Origin of the sequence: Tunturiibacter gelidiferens, assembly GCF_051013345.1 — a bacterium.
Lineage (GTDB): Bacteria > Acidobacteriota > Terriglobia > Terriglobales > Acidobacteriaceae > Edaphobacter > Edaphobacter gelidiferens_A.
The window spans coordinates 4,415,681-4,435,873 of sequence record NZ_CP132939.1 but is presented as its reverse complement, the minus strand read 5'-3'; the positions used below and the strand labels follow the sequence as shown (position 1 = coordinate 4,435,873).

The window sequence follows — 20,193 nt, the reverse complement described above, 5'->3', positions numbered from 1 at the left end:
ATGAAGGAGCTTATGTCCTCTGCCGAGATCCTGAATACGGAGTCAAGCACCTTCTGGCAGCTGGCTGCTCAGCCCGCGCGCCGGAACGCCCTCCTGGCTGCATCGCTCGGTTGGATGCTCGACAGTATGGACGTCATGCTGTACTCCATGGTGATCCCCGCTGCACAGAAAGACCTGCATATGTCTTCCGCCATCGCTGGAGGCATCATGTCGCTCACGCTGATCGCCGCAGCCATCGGCGGTATCTTCTTCGGCTTCGTCGCCGACCGCCTCGGACGTACTCGCGCTCTTTCCATAAGCATTCTTATCTACTGCGTCTGTACGGGACTATGCGCATTTGTCCATACCGTTCCTGAACTCGCTATCTGTCGCATGTTGCTAGGCCTGGGAATGGGTGGCGAATGGGCCGCTGGTGCAGCTCTAGTCGCTGAGACGTGGCCCGATGAACATCGCGGCAAAGCGCTTGGTATCGTGCAGAGCTCCTGGGCGATCGGCTATGCGCTGGCCGCATTGGTCGTCGCGCTTGTGATGCCTCACTTTGGCTGGCGTGCCGTATTTCTGATCGGTATGCTCCCTGCTCTTATCACGGTGTGGATCCGTCGCAAAGTCAAGGAACCTGAAGTCTGGAGCAGCGAACCGCAGAACGATAGCTCATTCGGCCAGCTGTTCCGTGGCTCTCTCGGCCGAAGCACTCTCATCATTACGGCGATGAATGCAGCCAGCCTCTTCGCCTGGTGGGGACTCTTCTCCTGGGTACCTGCGTTCCTCTCGTTGCCCATCGCGCAGGGCGGCCACGGCCTGGATATCGTTCACACCGCACGCTGGACGATTCTCATGCAGGCCGGAACCTTCCTCGGCTACACCAGCTTCGGATATCTCGCCGATCGCTTTGGGCGCAAGCGGACGTACATTACATATCTGATCGTTGCGGCCTGTGTGGTCCCCATCTATGCGCTCGTGGGAAGCGGCACAGCGCTCCTCTTATTAGGACCGGTCATTGGCTTCTGGGGATCTGGCTACTTCAGCGGCTTCAGTGTTATCGCCAGCGAGGCGTTTCCCACTGCGCTGCGCGGCAGAGCCATGGGCTTCGCCTATAACCTTGGACGGGTCGTCAGCGCGGCTGCTCCCTACACTATTGGCAGGCTATCCGAGACGCATGGAATGGGATCGGCTCTTGCGTTTACCTCGGCAGGCTTCCTCCTCGCGGCGATCACCGCTTCTGGTTTACGTGAAACGCGTGGGCTGGTGCAAATTTCGTGACGGAGGTGACCCCGACTCCATCGTCTGGGAACCTGTTCTAATTAGTGATTGCGTGAAATCCATATAGTCATTCTTGCGAGAGTGCCATCATCTGTATCAGCTTAATATCAAACTGAAGGGCAGTGTTGCAACCTTCGAACGCAGGCAGATTATTGCATGTGCGCACATATGTTCAGGCTGCCAAATCGAAGAGGTTCTCGATGAACTCAATCTGCCGAAGCAGATCATGTCCTGCCACCCATCGAATCTGCCCTTTCCGTATCATGTGGATTGCCTCGTAGCCTTGAATGGTTTGCCGAGCCGACTGGAATTCTCGAAAGCCCTGTTTGGCGTTCACTCGACGTTTGATGGCTCGATGATCCTGTTCGAGGATGTTATTCAAGTACTGCACAGGTCGGTGTCGACAACGATCGCGCAGCGTCCCTTCTTTCTTACTGTCGGAGATCGCGGAGCTGTAGATTGGTGCCTGGTCGGTGTTGATAACTCGAGGTTGTGGATGGGATGAATCGCGGAGCGCCTGCGAAACAGGCGCTTGGCAGCATCTGCGTCACGGAATGCTGACAACAGGAAATCGATGGTGGCACCCGTGGAATCGATGGCTCGGTACAGGTAACACCAGCGACCCTTCACCCGAACGTAGGTTTCATCCACCCGCCAAGACTTGTTTGTAGACTTAAGATGCCGTCGCATTCGCTGCTCCAGCTCAGGGCCGTAACACTGCAATCTGCTTCTAAAGACGGGTTTGAGGATGAGCGAGGCCATGCATCTCGATTGGCAGCATGTTGATTTCGATTCCAAGATCCTCAAGGTTCGCGAGGAAAGGAAATCGGGTAAGAAGATCGGGCTGAACGATCTGTACCCATCCCCAACGATTTGATCAAGCTGTTGAAGGCTTGGAGAGCTAAACACCCATCAAAGAAACTGGTAATCGGCACCGAGAACGACACGCCAAATAAGAAGCTCTTGCGTACCCTCAAACGGGTGACGACTGCTGCCAAGCTGAATTGTGGTCAATGCGACGGCTGTAAAGGTAAGAGCAAAGAGTGTGGCCTTTGGTATCTTCACAAGTTCCGCGCCACATACACAACCACCCTGCTCCGTAACGGTGTCGATATCAGAACGGTAATGGAAACACAGGCCATTCAGATATGACAACCACTATGCGTTACCTCAGACCGGCAGAGTCTGAGGCGATGCAATCGAAGATCAGCTCTATTTCATGGCTCTAGCCGGACGATCCCCTCATAGTCCGGCTAGTCCGCCTCCTACTACGATGATTCTGGGTGTTGCTGCCATGGGCTACGCTTTCAAAGCGTTACTTTTTGTACTGATGGGCGACGAGTGCTATTGCTCCGACGACCCACGCAGTCATAGCCATTGCTTCCAGCGACCGTACCCGGTTACGCAAGGGACCGTCTGGCAACTCGCGTCGGACATTTTGGAGTAACAAGCCTTGCGCGATCCCGTTAGGTATCGGTCCAATATTTCGCGCCCGGCCCAGTAAAGCTAAATGTCTGAGTAGCACACAAATGAAGAAAACAAGGATTGACCCGATCAGGACAAAAAACAGAGTACCGCTTGTCATCGGACCTCGCCTGGCTGGGACGGATTTGTTGAGTTTGGTGGTGGGACTGTTGGTGCTGGTAGGGTGATGCCCCACTTGGCGGGGCTTTCTGTTGTTGTAGTCATCACGCGGTAGGTGTTGACGCTTTGACTGGTGTTGCCTTTGCAGCCTTCTTTGCAGCTGCTTTCTTTACCGGCTTTGCACCGAGAGCCTTTGCTACTGATTTCACGGCTGATGTATGAGCTGTTTTCTTATCGAGTCTCTTTGACTTGGCCCAACGCTTCCTCTGAGCCTCAGCAATGCTGGCCCTAGCCTCAGCACTCAACACACGCTTTGCAGGTTCGACACTGAGAATCCTTGCAACTGTAGTGCTCTTCTTAGGACGACCAACCGTACGCTTTACACCTGCATTCCCTAAGAGGAGAGTCTTAGCTTGTTGCAACTTAGAAATCTCTTCGTCTATCTGAGCGATTATCTCTTCTGTGTTCAAGTAGCCTCCGTGCTAACAATCCTAAACGATGAAAGGCCATACCGATTAGGGAATGGCCTTCTCTAACAGAGGTCGGAGCCTACTAAGAGCAGACAGTTTTACGTCGGATTACCTCAAAACCACCTAAGAGACCGATGCCCAATAGGACCAGCGTCGAAGCTTCAGGCACAGGTGACGGAGATCCATCGATTACGAGAGTGCCGGGACCATTAGGTTCGAAAGCGCTGTTACCCAATTGATAGGTTCCCGGGGTGAACACTGGAGATGTTTCGCTGCCGGAATAAAGTTGAATTCCTTCGTAGTAAACGACTCCGGTTTTGCTCGGAATGTCAATATCATAATCAATTGCGAAGTCAATCGGCCCAGCGCCCTCTGCTGCCAGGGATGCCGGATTATAGAAAATGATTTCGTCAGTATGATTGCCAATGACTACCGGACCGAAAGCTATCCCATAGCTTGTCCAGGCTTAGTTCAGCGACCAGACGCTTCAGCTTCGCATTCTCCTGCTCAAGCTCCCTCAGCCGTCGCGCCTGATCCACCTGCAGACCGCCATACTCCTTGCGCCAACGGAAATACGTCTGCTCCACGATCTCCGCTTCCTTGCAGGCTTGTGCCGTCGTCTTCCCGTTCGCCACCGCCACTTCAATCTGTCGCAGCAGGTTCACCACCTGCTCCGGTTGATACCTCTTCCCTCGTCCCATACAAAGCTCCTCTCAGGTGATGGGCCCGGCTAGAACTGGACCATATGGAGGGTTAGTCTTTCGGCAAAACCGGCCCTGAAGAGGGTGGAGGATTTTGCCATGAAGAAGAAGTTCTCGGTAGAGCAGATTGTGTCGGTGTTGAAGCAGTCCGAGGTAGGCGTGCCGGTGGCGGAGCTGATTCGGAAGGTCGGGATCAGTGAACAGACGTTCTATCGATGGAAGGCGAAGTACATGGGCCTTGAAGTCGACCAGGTCCGGCAGCTGAAGCAACTGCGGGATGAGAACACGCGGCTGAAGCAGTTGGTGGCGGAACTGACGTTGGATAAGACGATGTTGCAGGATGTGCTCAGAAAAAGTTGTGAAGCCCTCGCGGCGCCGCCCGATGGTGAAGTACTTCGAGCAGAGCTATCGAGTGAGCGAACGGCACGCATGCTGTGTTCTGGAGTTGGCCCGGGCGACGTATCGCTACGAAGGCCACCAGGAGCAGTGGATCGAGTTGCGGATGCGCATCCGGGAAATCGCGCAGACCCGCGTGCGCTACGGGTATCGGATGATCCGCGTGCTGTTGAACCGTGAGGGCTGGAAGGTGGGCAAGGACCTTGTCTATCGGCTGTATAAGGAAGAGGGGCTGGGGCTGCGCAAGCGACCCGTTGGAAGAAGGCGGGCCGTGGTGCATCGACAAGAGCGCTTCCGTCCAACCGGACCGAACCAGGTCTGGGCCATGGATTTTGTTGCCGATCAGCTCTGCGATGGAAGGCGCTTCCGCTCGCTGACCATCGTGGATATTTACACCAGAGAAAGTCTTGCCATCGAAGTTGGGCAGAGCCTGAGAGGAGAAGATGTGGTGCGCGTGTTGAACCGACTAAAGGAGCAGCGTGGTGTGCCGAAGCTGCTGTTTTGTGACAATGGGTCTGAGTTCACCGGTCAGATGCTGGATCTGTGGGCGTATCGGAACAGCGTGAAGATCGACTTCTCGCGGCCCGGTAAGCCAACCGATAACGCGTTCGTGGAGAGCTTCAACGGAACCTTCCGATCAGAGTGTCTCGACACGAACTGGTTCCAGAATCTGACCGAAGCAAAGCAGATCATCGAAGCCTGGCGGCGGGAATACAATGAGAGTCGTCCTCACAGGGCTCTCGCCAACAGGACACCAGAGGAGTTCACCAGCCAGATCGCGGTTAACCGCGATCTGGCTGAAACAAAAACAAGCCGATTCCTAACCCTCTAGTTGGTACAGCTTTTCCAGGCCCTTCACAGGCCAGTTTCGTATGGTTCTCACTGGCACAAAATTTGCCGGGCACTCCAATTCATGAAAGCTGTCGCTGACCAATTGGAGGAAAATCTCAAACGGTGGGGTCTGGAAGAGGGTGACCAAGGGAGGGACAATACACCGATTGACCTGCACAGGGCGAGCGCAGCTGAACATCTTGCTCTTTCCAAACAATTTAAGGAAAAGGCAGAAGTAGAACCCAAATAGCAAAAGCCCCATCCTTTGCCCACTCTGCATTGGATGGGGCTTGTACAAAATATGCAACTAATATGCAAATTTCTGCATCTCAGCAGCGGAGGTGGGATAATGTCCACTCAAATCGACCTTTTGAGACAGAAATGCGAGTCTGACAAAATTGATGCCAATGCGGCGCATGTCCAAATTGCTGATGCTGGCAAATCGAAGTTGCCTAAAGACGCTTGGGTTTCCCTCAGTATTGAGCGAATGTTTCTAGAGGACATCGACTTGCTGGAAAACGACATCAAGAATTTACAGTAATCAGTAACGAGAACATTCAGTCGGAAGGCTGCGTGATACGCTTTCCTTGGCTCTCCCCCAAACACAAAATGCTCCCATTACCCTCTGATGTTTAGAGAAGTAATGGGATGGTAGACGGCAAGATGCATGCTGACTTCGCTTGTGACCTTCCTCGATCCCTCCAACTGTCTCCCTTGGTGATCGGCGATGACCATGTCGGCTGACCTCAACAGAAACTTGCTGACGCCGGTGGGAGTAACTAACAGACGCTGGTCATCCAGTCGAACGGAAAGATTGCCCGACGTCCCCGGCATAAACCCCAGACGATGGAGCATTCCGCTGAATCGGACTAGATCTCGCCTCAACTCGACTTCGGTCCGGCATTCGATTTCTACCAATGTTGGATCCTTTCTGTTGCGCGGCAATATCCATTTGCCTGTTCGAGGTTAAAGTATCTTGAAGGGTGTCGGTCCGGCAGCAAGGACTGGCTTTGGCGATAAGGCGTTTTGGAGTTTGCGCCAGCCTTTTCCGAAACGGTCAGAGGCCATGAAGATTCGGCCAGCGGTAAGGGGTCCCAATATCTTGTAATGACCGACGGCCGCCAGACCCATCGAAGCAATGCAGCCGCACTGATGACAATCAGGCGCTCCCCCAAACTGACAGGGTGTTATCTGCGTGGTGAGGTCGGCAGAGATGGTCTTCGTGGTCCTGGCAAAGATACATTCGGCGGGATTTTTGGAGGAGAAGCGATCTCCTTGATCACGGAGTCAGGCATGTCCAGCATGGGATACTTCAGACGCAATCGTCTCAGTTCTGCGATAGTCGAAGCTCTCTGTGAGGGCGTAAGAATCTCCGGGTCGGTGGCACCGATCTGTGGCGTGAAGAGGCTGAACCACACCTTTGCGATCTCCGGGCGGCGGCCCCAGAAGTGAAGGAACTCATCAAGGTAGCCGGGGCGTTCTGCGATTTGCGACGTAATGGTGCAATGGACCGTTACCCTTGCGCCCGCGATGTTCTTGAGAATGCGTTCGTACGTGGCGGGTTTGCGTCTTTCGTCATGTTCCGGTTGAAGTCCATCGATCGACACCACGACATTAAGCTTCTTGAACTTTTTCCAAGCGGCGGGGACGGCCCGGAAGGCGCTCGTAACGACCTGGGTATGCACTCCACGGCGTTCGATCTGTGGCAAAAGCAGTTCAAGCTCGCGGTAGCGCACGAGCGGATCGCCTCCCACGAGGGAGACATGAAGCGGCCGGTGCTCCTCGATGACAGCGAGCACTCTCTTTACCAATTCGTCTCCCTTGAAGTCGGAGAGTTGGCGAAGCTGGGTCGCGCCTCCTAGATGGGCCGCGTCGAACGCATAACAACCAGGGCAGCTCAGAGGGCACTCTTTGGTGATTTCGATGGAAAGGGAAGGTGCGGAACCGGCAAGGATTCTGGCCCATGCGTGGAAGACTTCGGACTTTTTCATGATCTCTCCAAAAAACGAATCGCAAATGCGACTGGTTTTGCATTAGCGGACGCGAGGGACTCGGAACGAGCCATCCTCCGTGCTTGGCAGGCGGAGAGAGATCAGACTTGAATGGGCAGGTTATATCGGCATAGTGCGCTGCTGGACTGGGGCCCGGCGTCGGAGCGCGCGATCAAACTCCATGCGATCGCCACTGCCCGTGGATTTGGGTCTTCAAAGGCAGGCGATAGCCATCTCCGAACAGCAAGAAGGAGAGTGACATTCTGCCGACGCTGGTTTAGGAGAACGAGGACGAGCGAAAAAATTGTTAGAAGCGCGAGAAGACCAAGCTCGCAATCCTGGCCGCCACGGAGAAATCTATCGAGTTGGCAGAAATACTCGGTCCACGGCATAACGAAGATCAGGATAGCCGTGAATAGAATGAGTAGGCGGCCTACCAGGGCATAGCCCTGAGAGATGCCATCGATAGGCGCCATTATCGTGGAGGTATGCTTCAATCTGCCTCTCGATCTGATCGATCATGCACCATCATCATCGGTACTGAGTAAAGTTGGATGCAAACCGGAAGGGGCAAGCTTCTCTCCCAAGTGGTGCGGTTTTAGTCTCAAATAAAAGAGTTAGCCTAAAGAGCTAGCCCGATTTTGCCCTCTGCCGATGCAGAAGCTACAAAACTAGGAAAATTCCACACTGCAGGGAGCCTATGCGTAGCCTCGCAGTTTGTGGACAATCTGGTGGTCAAGAAACTCAGCATGGACCCGGTTCTCAGAGAAGACCAATGAGACCGGGGAAGTGGTTGCCCTGGCCTTGCGCCTAGTACGACTGCGGCGCCACCGCTTTCGCTACTCGAAGACTTATCGAAAGTTCTTGAACTCTTCAGATGGTTTGTCTGGTTACCGACATAGCCGACCCTCACAGATCAACGAAAGATTACCTGCCGCAGATCCCGCCCATGCTGTATGAGGCAAAGAACAGATAGTCGGTCTCCCTGGAACCGAGCTTTAAATTCGAATTGGCCCTGCCGACTCGCCTGAAGGCCGGCGCTCTAGATTCGGTGAACTTTCTCCTGATCGTGCAAACACATACTTGAATTGCATGTTTATTCATGATATTTCTTGTTTGTGCATGATTTATTACTGCCTATATCCAGAAGAGAAGTGATCGCGGAAAGACTCGATGCGGGACTCTCTGTTATTGCTTCCGAGTTGGCGGGAGAGTTCCAGATTTCCGAGGATGCGATACGGCGTGATCTGCGCACACTCGCCGCAGAAGGGCGTTGCAAGCGGGTGTATGGGGGCGCCCTTCCTGTGTCGTCTGCCTCTGGATCGCTGGCAGAACGCATTCCGGTTCAATCCAGTGAAAAGATTCTGCTCGCGCGGACCGGTGCGCGCCTGATTCAACCGCGAGGGTTGATCTTCTTGGACGGGGGCAGCACGAATCTGGCACTGGTAGCAGAGTTGCCCGAGAACAAGTTCCTGACCGTTGCGACGAATTCAGTTCCGGTGGCGAATGCTGTTCTGAGCCGGAAGGGGCTCAGACTCCTTATGGTCGGCGGCGCAATAGAAGCGGAACTAGCCGCGTGCGTCGATGCCGAGGCTGTTCTCGCAGTGCAGAAGATGAATTTTGATCACTGCTTTCTTGGCGCCTGCGCAGTTTCTTCGCAATTAGGCCTTGGAGGATTCAACCCTGCAGATGCGCTCTTCAAACGGGTCCTGCTATCCCGCAGCCAGAGAGTCACTGTGCTGGCGACGCTCGACAAGCTTGAGACGCGAGCACCGCACGTCATCGGCTCGCTGGAGTTCCTCCATGAGTTGGTTGTTCCACACGATACCCCTCCCATCTTTTAGCGATACTCGGAAAGGCCGGTACTACCGTTCTGACTGCCGACGAGCCACCTCAACCCGTCGCGACGGGAGTATGACGTGTCATCCATCGCTGATCATTCAAAATCACGTCTAGCCACGCGGCTCTGTTTTGCCGCGGCTGGCTTCGCGGTGGCCTGTTGGGCTCCTCTTGTTCCTTTCGCCAAGACCCGACTCGGGATTGGAGATGGCACCCTGGGATTTCTGCTTCTATGCCTTGGGGCCGGCTCGGTTGCCGCAATGCCAGTTACTGGAATCCTCGCGACCAAATTTGGCAGCAAGCCCATCATCCTTGCTGGCGGCTATGGTGTATCGCTCTTTCTTCCGCTTCTGGTGCTTGTGGATCGTCCAGTTTCTCTCGGGGCGGCACTTATGCTGTTCGGCGCGTCCCTAGGTTCATTGGATGTCGCCATGAATCTCCATGCAGTGGAAGTGGAACGAGCGTTATCGCGCCCGCTGATGTCGGGCTTCCATGCTCTGTTCAGTATCGGAGGATTCGCAGGGTCGGGATTTATGACACTCATGCTGTCCAACCATATCTCTCCGTTCCACAGCTGCGTCATCGGTTCCATCGTCGTCGTATCCGCAATCAGTGCGGCGGCTCCGCACTTGCTGCGAACGGGCGATGGAACCCCAGGTCCCTTGTTTGTCCTGCCCCGCGGTATTGTTCTGGTGATTTCCCTGCTTGCGTTTGTGTCATTTCTGGTCGAGGGAGCACTGCTCGATTGGAGTGCTCTACTGCTGGTAAGCACCAAGGTGGTTGCGGCTGCCAGAGGCGGAGTCGGCTACATGCTGTTTTCGATAGCCATGACAACAGGACGTCTTACGGGGGATCGCGCGATAACGCGGCTGGGCGATCGCAAGGTATTTCTATTAAGTGGACTGACGGCGGTCTGTGGCTTTGCGGTCCTGCTTGCTTCGCAATACGCTCCGCTCGCTCTGACCGGGTTCGTCCTTATCGGCCTTGGAGCGGCTAACATAGTGCCGATTCTGTTTCGTGGAGCGGGAAATCAGCGGGAGATGCCTGCCCCGCTTGCTCTTGCTGCCGCGACATGTGCGGGATATGCAGGCCTGCTTGCAGGGCCGGCGTTGGTGGGCTTCATCGCCCATTCCGTTGGGTTGCGGGGAGCGTTTCTCTCTCTTGCACTTCTAATGTGCCTCGTCCCAGCCCTGAACAAGAGTGTGAATGGATCATAGAGGCGACTTTGCGCGCCAGAGTGGAGACAGCATGGGGATTTATTGGCCATCACGCCGCACACCAACGAATAATCCGAAAGCGCTAGTCTTCGATATGGATGGAGTTCTGATCGACTCGGAGGCTCTCCACAAATCTACGAAGCGGCAAGCCCTGCGTTCAGCGGGCATCGAGGTTGATGACACCGTCTTCTCGCGATACATCGGTCGAAGCGATCGAGTAATGATAACGGACGTTGCCAAGATCCATGGTCATTCCGAGGACGGAATCGAAGCAATTCTGGCAGAGAAAGACCGTCTCTTTGCCTTAGGTCAACGCGACTTGAAGCCGGTCCCTGGCGCCATCGATTTTGCGTACTGGGCCTACCGGAAATATCGGTTGGCTGTTGCCACCTCTGCAACCGCACAAAATCGCAAATGCGCCCTTGCGTCTCTGGGAATGACCTCATTCTTCGAAGTTGCCATCGACAGCAGTTCCATTGTGCACCCTAAACCGTCTCCGGAAGTCTTTGAGAAGGCGATCGCGCAGATGGAAATGGCACCGTCCGACTGTTGGATCATAGAAGACGCCCTCAATGGTGTTGCGGCAGCGAGAAAAGTCCCGTGCTTCACCGTCGCCTTGACCACGAGTTTCGGAGAGGCCGACCTGCTTCGCGCCGGAGCCGATGTTGTCGTCGATCAGTTTAGCGAAATTCAAACCCTACTCCGGGAGGCCTGTGCATAAGAGCCGTGAGAGTGGGGAGAGAACACGACTAGCAACCAGGAAGAGCTCGATACAAGCATTGGATTGGATCCTCTTCGGCTTCACGACATAGCAACGATCGCTGCGGTCGAAGGGACCGCAGCTTTGAATATGAGGGAAAGTTCATTGAGAATACTAAGAAATGATATGCAGCCTAATCGCGTATGGATCGCAGTGGTTCTGGTTATTTTTTTGCCGTTTCCCTCGCGATAACGGCGGAGGCCCAAGACAGCGGGGCGCCAAATGACGCTGCGTGGCGGCGCGCAGATGAGCTACTGAAGAAGTTGACTCTCGACGAAAAGCTTCAGTTGATTCTCTCCAAGTATCCCTCCAATGCCTCACCAGGTGGCGGAGGCGGATATATCGAGGGTGTAACGAGGCTCCATATTCCCGACATCAATATGTCCGATTCGAGCACGGGTTCAGGAAGCACAACCCAGCCAAGCTCTACTTTCCCTGCGACTATTGCTCTTGCTGCCAGTTGGGACAGGCAGTTGTCTTATGACTACGGGAGTGAAATAGCGATCCAGTTGCGCGCCCAAGGATTCGCAATGGGTCTTGGCGGAGGTGCAAATCTCACAAGAGAGCCCAGAGGAGGCAGAGCATTCGAGTACTTAGGCGAAGATCCACTCCTCGCAGGGGAACTGTTGGCGCAGCGCACGAAAGGAACTCAAAGCCAGAAGGTGATGGCGTCGATCAAACACTTTGCGGGAAATGAACAGGAGACAAACCGCATGGGTGGAGACAGCCACATCGATGATCGCACCCTGCGAGAGCTTTATTTATTACCTTTTGAAATCGCCGTTGAACAGGGTCATCCCGCAAGCGTTATGTGCAGCTATAACCGGCTGAATGGCGACTATGCCTGCGAGAATTCAGTGCTTCTTACTGATATTCTGAAGACGCAATGGCACTTTACGGGGCAGGTACAGTCGGACTGGGGAGCGACTCACACGACGGCAAAGGCGATCAACGCCGGCCTTGATGAAGAAGAAGGAAGCGATGCGGGCCCTTCTTACTTCGGGCGTGTCCCAGTTATATTCGCGTTGGCAAACCATGACATCACTCAAGAGCGGGTCGACGATATGGTGCGCCGCAAACTCTATTCAATGATTGCTTCCGGCGTTATGGATAATCCTCCCCACGGTGGAGAAAAGATTGATTTCGATGCGGCGCGGACCTTTGCACAATCCGTAGAGGAACAGTCCATCGTATTGCTCAAGAACGATCGTCGGCAGCTTCCGCTATCAGCCTCAAATCTGAAGCGTATTGCGGTGATCGGCTCCCATGCAGACGTAGGTGTGATGTCTGGTGGCGGTTCTGCAGATACGATGCATCCGGTGACGGGCTCGTTCACAGGGTGTGAAGGTCTTGAATTCGTCGACCATAATGGCTGCGGATGGTGGCGCAATCCGTGGCTGAAGATTCCTGTTCCCCTGACGAAAGCCATTCGCGAATTATCGCCAGCCAGCGAAGTCGAATTTTCTGGGGTCCAGGACGAGCAAGCCCCCTTCCGCGCATATAGTCCAGGCGAAATTGTCGACGCGGTCGCGCTGGCACGTCGGTCAGACATCGCGATTGTCGTAGTCGCGCAGCCCGCTGGGGAAGATTTCGGAGATTTGAGGACTCTCAGTTTGCAGAACCCCTCGAACCAGAATGAACTGGTAGATGCTGTTGCAAGCGCCAACCCTCATACGATCGTTGTGATCGAGAGTGGTAATCCGGTTCTGATGCCGTGGAAAGATAAGGTCGCGGCGATCATCGAAGCCTGGTATCCAGGCGAAGCGGGAGGCAGAGCGATCGCCAATGTCTTGTTTGGCAAGGTGGATCCTTCCGGCAAGCTGCCGTTTACGTTTCCTGCCCGGGACGAGGATACTCCCACCTGGGGCGCTACCGGCGCCATTTTTAAAGATCCTGTCTATTCCGAAAAACTCAATATAGGCTATCGCTGGTACGATGCGAAGAAACTTGCACCGCTTTTTGAGTTCGGTTACGGGCTGTCGTATACCCACTTTACATACTCGGACCTCTCCCTAAAACGCGATCCAGATCACACTCTCCATGTGTCGTTCACGGTCAAGAATGACGGCACTGTTGAAGGTGCAGAAGTTCCGCAGGTCTACCTGGGAGTTGATTACGCCGGGGAACCTCCTCTGCGATTGGGTGGCTGGAGCAAGATTCGTTTGAAACCTGAAGAAAGCCAACAGGTCCATATCACGGTCTCGCCCAGGACCCAAAGCGTTTGGGACACGTCCGCTGCTGATTGGCGGTATATTCCGGACGCCGTTGTCTACGTGGGCTCCTCATCGCGAGACATACGCTTGAAAAAGCGATGATCTGCGACGGAGAACAGCATCGGGCAATACTGGATTCCACCCGAGTCACGAACGAGATCCCGTTCAATGCCGCGGGATTACCTGTTGGGACGGCAAATGACGAACTGCTCCATGAGCGTGCAAAGAACCTTCCATGCCGCTCTGCGTGGATCGAACTAGATGCGAAGCATACCCTCCATTAGAGTGATAGCTCGACCTGCCAGTCGCAGTACATCGTTTTCGACCTCAATCTCTAGTACGCATGGGCGCTTCATCTCATACCTTTGTTCAATGAAAAGGGATTTCCTGTTCCCGGCGATTCCGTATCTCAGCAATAGGCAGGCCAGAGGCACAGCAGCAGTTGCAGTAGCAGCCTCCTCGACGACTCCTTGTGCTGGATTGAAAAATCTCGCATGGGCAATTGAAGACGGTAACTCCGAGTCATCCAGACAATACAGGTAACAGCCCTCTCCATCTGCTGCTTGAAGTATGCGTCTGAGTCGTTGTGAGTCTGGTTGAGCCTTTGCAACGATCTCCCGATCTATTACTGGGACGAGCAGATGTGCTATTCCCGTCGAAACTACCTGTGCCGGCAAAGACAACATTATGTCCTCATCCTCTACTCCAAGTGCATCGGCAAGCTTCGGAAGATCTTCGCAAACGGCTCCGTATACAGGAGACATATGAGTGAGGGCAACCGCGACAGGTTGGCTGTACTGGCAGCGAACTTCCACAGGCAAAAGCTCCCCTCCAATCTCCTGCGTGAAGTGATTGCGGCCTTCAACCAGCATAAGATTTCCGGACTCAGCCAGCCACCACCACGCGCCGAGGGAATTGTGTCCTGCGCCGAAGACCTCGTGGCCCGCTGTAGTGAAAGATCTCAAGCTCCAATCCGCGAAATCATTTTTGGGCGGAAGAATGAATGTCGTGGCGACCTGATTGAGCTCTCCCGCGATTCGCCGCATGGTCGGTTCGTCCAGCGTCTCGGCATGAGGGACAATAGCGACGGGGTTCCCTGCCAGCGGGCGTTCTGTAAAGGCGTCGACAAAGGCATACCGGATTTGCATAGTGTCCTCTTTAGAACTGGACGTTCCTCTTTTGAAGGCTGTAACGACCGAGCTTGGTGCGGATCGGTCATAGAAAACTTCACAGCAACCTACCCGAAAAAGATCACGAACCGTGCAAGTATCAAAGCAATGTGATTTCTTGTTCCCTGCGGAATGTCTCGTCTCAACCCAATTCGCATAGATAGACATGAATCGGTAGTGCGCAATGTAAAGCGGGTAAGAGAGACTGCCGCCGACTTTGCAAAGCCCCATCAACCCCGTGCCAGCATGCGAATGCACACCGGCGATGACGTTCATTGCGTGGTCTTAAATTCCGCGTGAAGACTTGCTGTTGAATCTCCTCCGGCCCAGACGTCGAATTCCGAAGGTTCCACAACCCAAGCTTTCGACTGCGGACTCCAAAGATGCAGTTGTTCAGCTCCAAGAGGAAACTTGAGAGTTTTGGTTTCTCCCGCTTGGAGGAGAACCCTCTCAAATCCCTTGAGTTCGCGGACGGGGCGAGATGCCGAACCATAGCGTTGATGGATATAAATCTGTGTGACAGCATCCCCCGCGATAGAACCCGTATTCGTTACGTCGACGCTTACCTCGTTGCTATCGCTCACGCTCATGCTGTTCTTGCTGAGATGGAGGTTGGAGAATTTGAACGCCGTGTAGCTGAGACCGTACCCGAAAGGGTAAAGCGGTTTGGAGGCGACATCCCAATAGCGTGACGTGAAGCCAGGGCGATCTTCGGGATCATGTGTCAAAGTGTGGTTGTAGTAGAGTGGCTCTACGCCCGACGCGCTCGGCCAACTTACCGGCAGCTTCCCGCCAGGATTTACATCTCCGAATAGTACGTCGGCCACGGCATTGCCCCCTTGTGTGCCTGGGTACCAGGCCTCGAGTATTGCCGGGACGTGTTCAGAGGCCCAGTGAATATCGAGTGGTCGGCCATTTTCAAGCACGAGCACCACCGGCTTGCCAACACCAACAGCAGCTTCTAACATCTGCTCCTGGATTCCTGGCAGATCCAGGCTGGCTCGCGAAGCCGCTTCGCCGCTCATATTCGCCGTTTCACCCATGACGGCCACGACGAGGTCAGCGTCGGCGGCCGCTGCCTTGGCCTTGGCAATCCATTCGGCGGTTTCTTGAGGAGTAGGTGGAGGTGAAGGCTTCGTACCTGTAAACTGCTCCAACATACCGGTATAGACCTTCGATGGCTGAGGCCCGGCGACAACCGTGATTTGCGCATCGGCACCCAGCCTATTCCTGATACCGGCAAGCACAGTAACCGGATGACTCTTGGATCCCTTTCCGAATAGGCCCTCCACCGTCCATCCGCCCTCGATGTCATGGGAAGCATCTGCGAGAGGGCCGATGACGGCAATCTTTTTCAGCTCCTTCGACAGAGGAAGAGTACGGTTCTCATTGCGAAGCAGCACCATGGAACGCCCTGCCAGTTTTCGCTCGAGCGCGATACCCTCGGGCCGGTTTAGGACAGTATCGACGCTCGCTTCGTCGACGTAGGGATGGTCGAAGAGTCCTAGATCAAACTTCGCCTCCAGAACCGGCAACACCATCTGATCGATGTAGGCTTGACTGACTTTGCCCTCTGTCACTACCTTCGCAAGATTGTGGGAGTAGGTGAGACTCGCCATATCCATGTTTAGGCCCGCAGTGATCGCCTTATAAGCCGCGTCTTCGTCATCGCTTGCGTATCCATGGGTAACGAGGTTTCCGACTGCAAATGCATCCGAAAGCACAATGCCTTGGAACCCCCAATCCTTCCGGAGAACGTCGGTCAGGAGCCAATGGTTGCCACTCGCCGGCACGTCGTTCAAGTCCATATAGGCACTCATAATTCCACCAGCCCCAGCCTGAACCGCTGCATGAAAAGGAACCAGGTAAAGATTGCGAAGCAATTCCTCCGGCACATAGGAAGAGTCATAGTCACGGCCGCCGTCGGCTGCACCGTAACCAGCAAAATGTTTTACGGTCACCAGTACGCTGTCCTGTCCAAGCTTCGTGCCTTGAAATCCGCGGACCTGTGCTTGCGCCATTGCGGAACCAAGAACGGGGTCCTCTCCGGCACCTTCAACAATGCGGCCCCACCGAGCGTCTCGCGCAATATCGACCATCGGCGTAAAAGTCCAATCAATCCCGGCAGCGCGTGCATCCTGTGCCGCCAGATGTTGTGCCTGCTCCTCGACAGATGGATCCCACGAAGACGCCATCGCCAGAGGCACTGGAAAAACGGTCCGATATCCATGAATCACGTCAAACCCAAAGATGATCGGAATATGAAGACGAGATTTTTCGATGGCGATGTGCTGAAGGCGATTGATCTCCTTGACGTCCATCTGCCAAAGGATCGAGCCCACCCCGCCTTTGGCAATGAGATCATCTGGTTTCTCTTTAGCGATGCCAGGCATCACCAGACCGGACGACTCATTGAGTTGGCCGACCTTCTCGTCGAGAGTCATTTGCTTCAGGAGAGACTCCGCCTTCTGCTTGGCCTCAGCGCTGAACGGACTGGTCTGAGCCCCGGCCGCAACGACACCAGAGAATACGACCCCAAAAAGAGCGATTGCAGAATACCTCTTCAACATCATGATTTTCGTCCTCCGTTTTTGGAAATAGATCGGCTTCCCTGCTGCGATGATGTCGGGCATTATGCTGCTGTCCGCTTCATGCCGTAGCGGCGGGTCAGCCACGCACGAACAGGCTCATCGAAATACTTAAGAACTAGCCATGCCAAGCCGATCACGAATGGCAGAAGCAGGAAGATCCAAGTCAACAGCACGGACTTGGCTGGATGTTTCGTATGGGCGAAGTTCGCAATGATGTATACGAATGGGATATGCGTGATGTAGAGGGGATATGAGAGTCTGCCGCTGAACTTGCAGAGCCTCATCATGCCTGCACCAGCATCAGAGTGCGCGCCACAGAGAATGATCAGCGGAAATAAGAACAGCACGCTCGCAGCATCATAAAGACCATTGAAAGAAAGCCCGCCTGCGTTGGGGAACTTCGGCGCCTGAAAGATGACCACTAGAAAAATCGAAAGAACCAGGAGTCCAATTTTGGGACGGCGGATGCGACCCTGAATACGATACAGCCAAAGGCCCATCACAAAAGAGACGGTCAACCGCAGAGGTGCCATCCAGATATCCGGGTATCCCCAGCCTCCATCCATCGAACCTTTTACATTAGCGACCCATATGAGCAGCAGCCCGGAAACTCCAAAGATGATTCCAAGCGTGAGCGCACGCAGCCGGCGAAGAATCAGAGCGTACGCGATATTTCCGAGATATTCCTGCATGAGGGACCACGCCGGCCCATTCAGTGCCTGGCTTTCGTCCTGTCGGCCCCCTACTGGTGGAGAAGGCAACAGGAGAAGTGAAGTCACGTAGGCCAACAGTAGCATCGGCGTTGAAGTATGGTTTATGCCCTTGCCGAAGGGATCCAGAAGATAACCGAGAAGGCCCAAGGTCGCTCCCACCAGCACCAGCGGATGAAGCCGAATGAGCCGGATGCGAAAGAATTGGAGGGTAGACATTCGTGTCCATCGGTCATCGTAGGCATAGGCCACGACAAAGCCGGAGAGCCCGAAGAAGAAATCGACTGCCAGGTAGGCGTGGTGCATCAGGCTCAGAGGAGTATCCCAGCCGAATGAGTAATTGAAGACGTGAAAGATAACAATCAGGATGGCCGCACTCCCTCTCAATCCATCCAGCACTTCAAAGTGTTCTTTCCCGGTGCTTGTCCGGTCAGCTTGAACTGCGCTGCCCGTCTGCCCCAGAGTTGATACGTCATTCATTTGAGAGGTCTCCTTATCTTTCGGACTTCAACTTGACATATGAACCGTTACCGCAGGTACGCTGCGGTTCTAATAGGTCCATCGCGGAGTGGGTTTCGGCGAGTGATATATCTCAGTGGATCCGAAGGCTCGCCCTCAAAGGGGTGCTCTCTGAAGATGGTCCAACCAGGACGCCGTATTCGCCATTAGTCAGTTTCCATGTGTCTTTCGATTCGTCGAAGGTCTGCAGTTCCTGTGGATCGATTGCAACGGTGACATCCTGTGACTCGCCAGGCGCAAGAGTGACACGCTTCCAACCGACCAGGCGTTTGAACGATTCATCAGCTTCTTTGGGAAGTGTGGCGTAGACTTCCGCGATCTCAGTCCCTGTCTTTTTGCCCGTGTTTTTGACTGTAAAGCGGACTGTTTTCGCGGATGAATCGACGCTTAGGCCGGAATACGCGTATGACGTATACGAAAGGCCAAAACCGAACGGAAACAGAGGTTGCTTATGCTGGGCTTCGTACCACTTGTAGCCGACCTCTGAACCTTCGTCGTAGTGGACGGCATAGCTGGAGACGCGCGTTTCGGAGTTTACAGCAAAATGTCCTTGTCCTTCGTCATTCGGAGGAAGGGGCGCGATTAAAGGGCGAGGAAGATCCGCCTCTCCCTTTGGGAAGGTCATCGGCAGCTTGCCAGACGGATTGACATCCCCGAGAAGGATGTTTGCTAACGCCTTGTGCCCGGCGCTGCCTGCATACCAAACCTCAACAACCCCGGCCACCTTGTCGAGCCAGGGCATAGTAACGGCAGTCCCTGTCTCAAGAACAACGATAGTATGCGGATTGGCTGCCGCTATCTGCTCGATCAGCGCATCTTGGCTGTCCGGAAGCGAAAGATTCGGCAGGTCCATACCTTCGGACTCCCACTGATAGGCGAAGACAATCGCCACATCCGCGGTCTTGGCTAAAGATGCCGCCGACTGCAGATCCGTTCCCGGATTAAATTCAATCGATGTGTTCGGCAACTTCGCTCGCACAGCCTGTAAGGGGGAAGTCGGAAACCAGATATGGTCCTGCCAATGCGTTCCGCCTTTACCGGGGGCATAATGGCATTGCCGCCAGGCGGGTCAACTTGTGCAGAACCACCACCGGAGATCATTCCTACATCCGCGTGGCCGCCGATGATTGCAATGCTGTGGATCTTGGACGGAATGATTGGGAGCACGGCCTGGTTGTTCTTTAGGAGAACTATGCTCTTTTCTTCGATACGCTGCGCAACCTCAAGCCCTTTTTCTACGTTGACCACACCCTTATGCGGAGGATCATCGACGATTCCAGCTAAAAACTCTGCGTACAAGACCTTGCGAGCATGGTCATCGATCTCGGACAGAGGTACTCTCCCTGCGTCCACCGCCTCCTTTAACTTCAGCCCGAAATAGTCGGCCATAGGCTGTTCTTGATCGAGTCCGGCAGAGGAAGCCTTCTCCGTACTGTGCGTGCCGCCCCAATCCGAGATCACGAAGCCTTTGAATCCCCAATCCTTCTTGAGAACATCCTGCAGCGTGTAGGAATCTTCACAACCGAAGTCTCCATTGATTCGGTTATACGAGCACATCACGGCGCCGGGATTGGCGATAGAGATCGCAATGTGAAAGGCCAATAGATCGGACTCCTGCATCGCGCGTTTCGAGATGACAGAATTCACAACGAACCGTCCAGTCTCCTGGTCGTTGACTGCGTAGTGCTTGATATCGCCGATGACGTGTTGATCCTGCTCGCACTTCATCATGTTTCCAACGACAGTGCCGGCTAGAAGCGGATCTTCGCCCGCGTACTCGAAGGTCCGCCCGTTTCGGGGTTCGCGGGTGAGATTCACGCCGCCTCCCAGAGTCACATCGAAACCTTGAGCCCGAAGTTCGCCGCCGATCACTTCGCCGAATTGGCAAGCGGACTCTGGATCCCAGCTCGAAGCTGCACCCAGGTTGGAAGGCATCGCCGTC

17 protein-coding genes and 2 pseudogenes are annotated in these 20,193 nt (G+C 54.5%); 8 read left to right on the top strand and 11 right to left on the bottom strand.

Going from position 1 to position 20,193, the window contains the following annotated elements; genetic code table 11:
- The first annotated feature begins 12 nt into the window (after positions 1 to 12).
- Entirely contained in the window at positions 13 to 1,260 is a 1,248-nt protein-coding gene (locus RBB80_RS22200) for an MFS transporter (RefSeq protein ID WP_433964541.1), read from the top strand.
- Positions 1,261 to 1,432: 172 nt separating this feature from the next.
- Here the strand turns inward: RBB80_RS22200 and RBB80_RS22195 are convergent.
- Positions 1,433 to 1,950, bottom strand: a pseudogene (locus RBB80_RS22195) (IS6 family transposase).
- Between the two features lie 34 nt (positions 1,951 to 1,984).
- On the opposite strand from RBB80_RS22195, the gene RBB80_RS22190 reads away from it, so the two are divergent.
- The gene (locus tag RBB80_RS22190; RefSeq protein WP_433969813.1) at positions 1,985 to 2,137 is read left to right on the top strand and encodes a tyrosine-type recombinase/integrase; all 153 of its coding nucleotides are present in this window, start codon (positions 1,985 to 1,987) and stop codon (positions 2,135 to 2,137) included.
- A gap of 811 nt (positions 2,138 to 2,948) precedes the next feature.
- Here RBB80_RS22190 and RBB80_RS22185 read toward each other — a convergent pair.
- From RBB80_RS22185 to RBB80_RS22175, 3 genes and pseudogenes are all read right to left on the bottom strand, one after another.
- Positions 2,949 to 3,314 carry a hypothetical protein gene (locus RBB80_RS22185; protein WP_433964540.1) on the bottom strand — a complete coding sequence of 122 codons (366 nt, stop codon included), beginning with the start codon at positions 3,312 to 3,314 and terminating at the stop codon, positions 2,949 to 2,951.
- Between the two features lie 82 nt (positions 3,315 to 3,396).
- Positions 3,397 to 3,573 carry a PEP-CTERM sorting domain-containing protein gene (locus tag RBB80_RS22180; protein WP_433964539.1) on the bottom strand — a complete coding sequence of 59 codons (177 nt, stop codon included), beginning with the start codon at positions 3,571 to 3,573 and terminating at the stop codon, positions 3,397 to 3,399.
- A gap of 196 nt (positions 3,574 to 3,769) precedes the next feature.
- Positions 3,770 to 4,015 (bottom strand): annotated as a pseudogene (locus tag RBB80_RS22175) (transposase); the annotation flags it as partial.
- A 99-nt stretch (positions 4,016 to 4,114) separates the two neighbouring features.
- Between RBB80_RS22175 and RBB80_RS22170 the strand changes: the two are divergent.
- Both RBB80_RS22170 and RBB80_RS22165 read left to right on the top strand, forming a co-directional pair.
- Positions 4,115 to 5,243 (top strand): IS3 family transposase gene (locus tag RBB80_RS22170; RefSeq protein WP_433964538.1). Its coding sequence is split into 2 segments (ribosomal slippage): positions 4,115 to 4,362 and positions 4,361 to 5,243, totalling 1,131 coding nucleotides; the frame shifts between segments, so codons are not numbered across the junction.
- A gap of 348 nt (positions 5,244 to 5,591) precedes the next feature.
- Complete coding sequence (locus tag RBB80_RS22165) at positions 5,592 to 5,783, top strand: hypothetical protein (RefSeq protein WP_433964537.1); 192 nt, start codon at positions 5,592 to 5,594, stop codon at positions 5,781 to 5,783.
- A 77-nt stretch (positions 5,784 to 5,860) separates the two neighbouring features.
- On the opposite strand, the gene RBB80_RS22160 is transcribed toward RBB80_RS22165, so the two are convergent.
- Positions 5,861 to 6,160 (bottom strand): class II aldolase/adducin family protein, encoded by a 300-nt coding sequence (locus tag RBB80_RS22160; protein ID WP_433964536.1) that lies wholly within the window; start codon positions 6,158 to 6,160, stop codon positions 5,861 to 5,863.
- 269 nt (positions 6,161 to 6,429) lie between these two features.
- Positions 6,430 to 7,233 (bottom strand): radical SAM protein, encoded by an 804-nt coding sequence (locus RBB80_RS22155; protein WP_433964535.1) that lies wholly within the window; start codon positions 7,231 to 7,233, stop codon positions 6,430 to 6,432.
- Positions 7,234 to 8,387: 1,154 nt separating this feature from the next.
- Here RBB80_RS22155 and RBB80_RS22150 point away from each other — a divergent pair.
- From RBB80_RS22150 to RBB80_RS22135, 4 genes are all read left to right on the top strand, one after another.
- Positions 8,388 to 9,077, top strand: coding sequence for a DeoR/GlpR family DNA-binding transcription regulator (locus RBB80_RS22150; protein WP_433964534.1), 690 nt, complete (start codon positions 8,388 to 8,390; stop codon positions 9,075 to 9,077).
- 75 nt (positions 9,078 to 9,152) lie between these two features.
- Complete coding sequence (locus RBB80_RS22145) at positions 9,153 to 10,289, top strand: MFS transporter (protein WP_433964533.1); 1,137 nt, start codon at positions 9,153 to 9,155, stop codon at positions 10,287 to 10,289.
- On the top strand, positions 10,279 to 11,010 hold the full coding sequence (locus RBB80_RS22140) for an HAD family hydrolase (RefSeq protein WP_433964532.1): 732 nt from the start codon (positions 10,279 to 10,281) through the stop codon (positions 11,008 to 11,010). Before RBB80_RS22145 ends, RBB80_RS22140 begins: the two co-directional genes overlap by 11 nt.
- 182 nt (positions 11,011 to 11,192) lie before the next feature.
- Positions 11,193 to 13,364 (top strand): beta-glucosidase family protein, encoded by a 2,172-nt coding sequence (locus RBB80_RS22135; protein WP_433964531.1) that lies wholly within the window; start codon positions 11,193 to 11,195, stop codon positions 13,362 to 13,364.
- Positions 13,365 to 13,519: 155 nt separating this feature from the next.
- Here RBB80_RS22135 and RBB80_RS22130 read toward each other — a convergent pair whose 3' ends face one another.
- The 5 genes from RBB80_RS22130 to RBB80_RS22110 form a co-directional block, all read right to left on the bottom strand.
- Positions 13,520 to 14,410 (bottom strand): PhzF family phenazine biosynthesis protein, encoded by an 891-nt coding sequence (locus RBB80_RS22130; protein ID WP_433964530.1) that lies wholly within the window; start codon positions 14,408 to 14,410, stop codon positions 13,520 to 13,522.
- A gap of 293 nt (positions 14,411 to 14,703) precedes the next feature.
- Entirely contained in the window at positions 14,704 to 17,004 is a 2,301-nt protein-coding gene (gene bglX, locus RBB80_RS22125) for a beta-glucosidase BglX (protein ID WP_433964529.1), read from the bottom strand.
- A 59-nt stretch (positions 17,005 to 17,063) separates the two neighbouring features.
- The gene (locus RBB80_RS22120; protein ID WP_433964528.1) at positions 17,064 to 18,212 is read right to left on the bottom strand and encodes an acyltransferase family protein; all 1,149 of its coding nucleotides are present in this window, start codon (positions 18,210 to 18,212) and stop codon (positions 17,064 to 17,066) included.
- Between the two features lie 112 nt (positions 18,213 to 18,324).
- A complete protein-coding gene (locus RBB80_RS22115) occupies positions 18,325 to 19,230 on the bottom strand; it encodes a glycoside hydrolase family 3 C-terminal domain-containing protein (protein WP_433964527.1) in 906 nt (301 codons plus the stop codon).
- Complete coding sequence (locus RBB80_RS22110) at positions 19,158 to 20,186, bottom strand: glycoside hydrolase family 3 N-terminal domain-containing protein (protein ID WP_433964526.1); 1,029 nt, start codon at positions 20,184 to 20,186, stop codon at positions 19,158 to 19,160. The genes RBB80_RS22115 and RBB80_RS22110 overlap by 73 nt, the downstream gene beginning before the upstream one ends.
- Positions 20,187 to 20,193 lie beyond the last annotated feature (7 nt).

What these genes read in the sequence shown, in the direction of transcription:
- RBB80_RS22200 (WP_433964541.1), top strand. Translation starts at nt 13, where the DNA reads ATGTCCTCTGCCGAGATCCTGAATACGGAGTCAAGCACCTTCTGGCAG.
- RBB80_RS22130 (WP_433964530.1), bottom strand. Translation starts at nt 14,410, where the DNA reads ATGCAAATCCGGTATGCCTTTGTCGACGCCTTTACAGAACGCCCGCTG.
- RBB80_RS22165 (WP_433964537.1), top strand. Translation starts at nt 5,592, where the DNA reads ATGTCCACTCAAATCGACCTTTTGAGACAGAAATGCGAGTCTGACAAA.
- RBB80_RS22110 (WP_433964526.1), bottom strand. Translation starts at nt 20,186, where the DNA reads ATGCCTTCCAACCTGGGTGCAGCTTCGAGCTGGGATCCAGAGTCCGCT.
- RBB80_RS22155 (WP_433964535.1), bottom strand. Translation starts at nt 7,233, where the DNA reads ATGAAAAAGTCCGAAGTCTTCCACGCATGGGCCAGAATCCTTGCCGGT.
- bglX (WP_433964529.1), bottom strand. Translation starts at nt 17,004, where the DNA reads ATGATGTTGAAGAGGTATTCTGCAATCGCTCTTTTTGGGGTCGTATTC.
- RBB80_RS22140 (WP_433964532.1), top strand. Translation starts at nt 10,279, where the DNA reads ATGGATCATAGAGGCGACTTTGCGCGCCAGAGTGGAGACAGCATGGGG.
- RBB80_RS22120 (WP_433964528.1), bottom strand. Translation starts at nt 18,212, where the DNA reads ATGAATGACGTATCAACTCTGGGGCAGACGGGCAGCGCAGTTCAAGCT.
- RBB80_RS22135 (WP_433964531.1), top strand. Translation starts at nt 11,193, where the DNA reads ATGGATCGCAGTGGTTCTGGTTATTTTTTTGCCGTTTCCCTCGCGATA.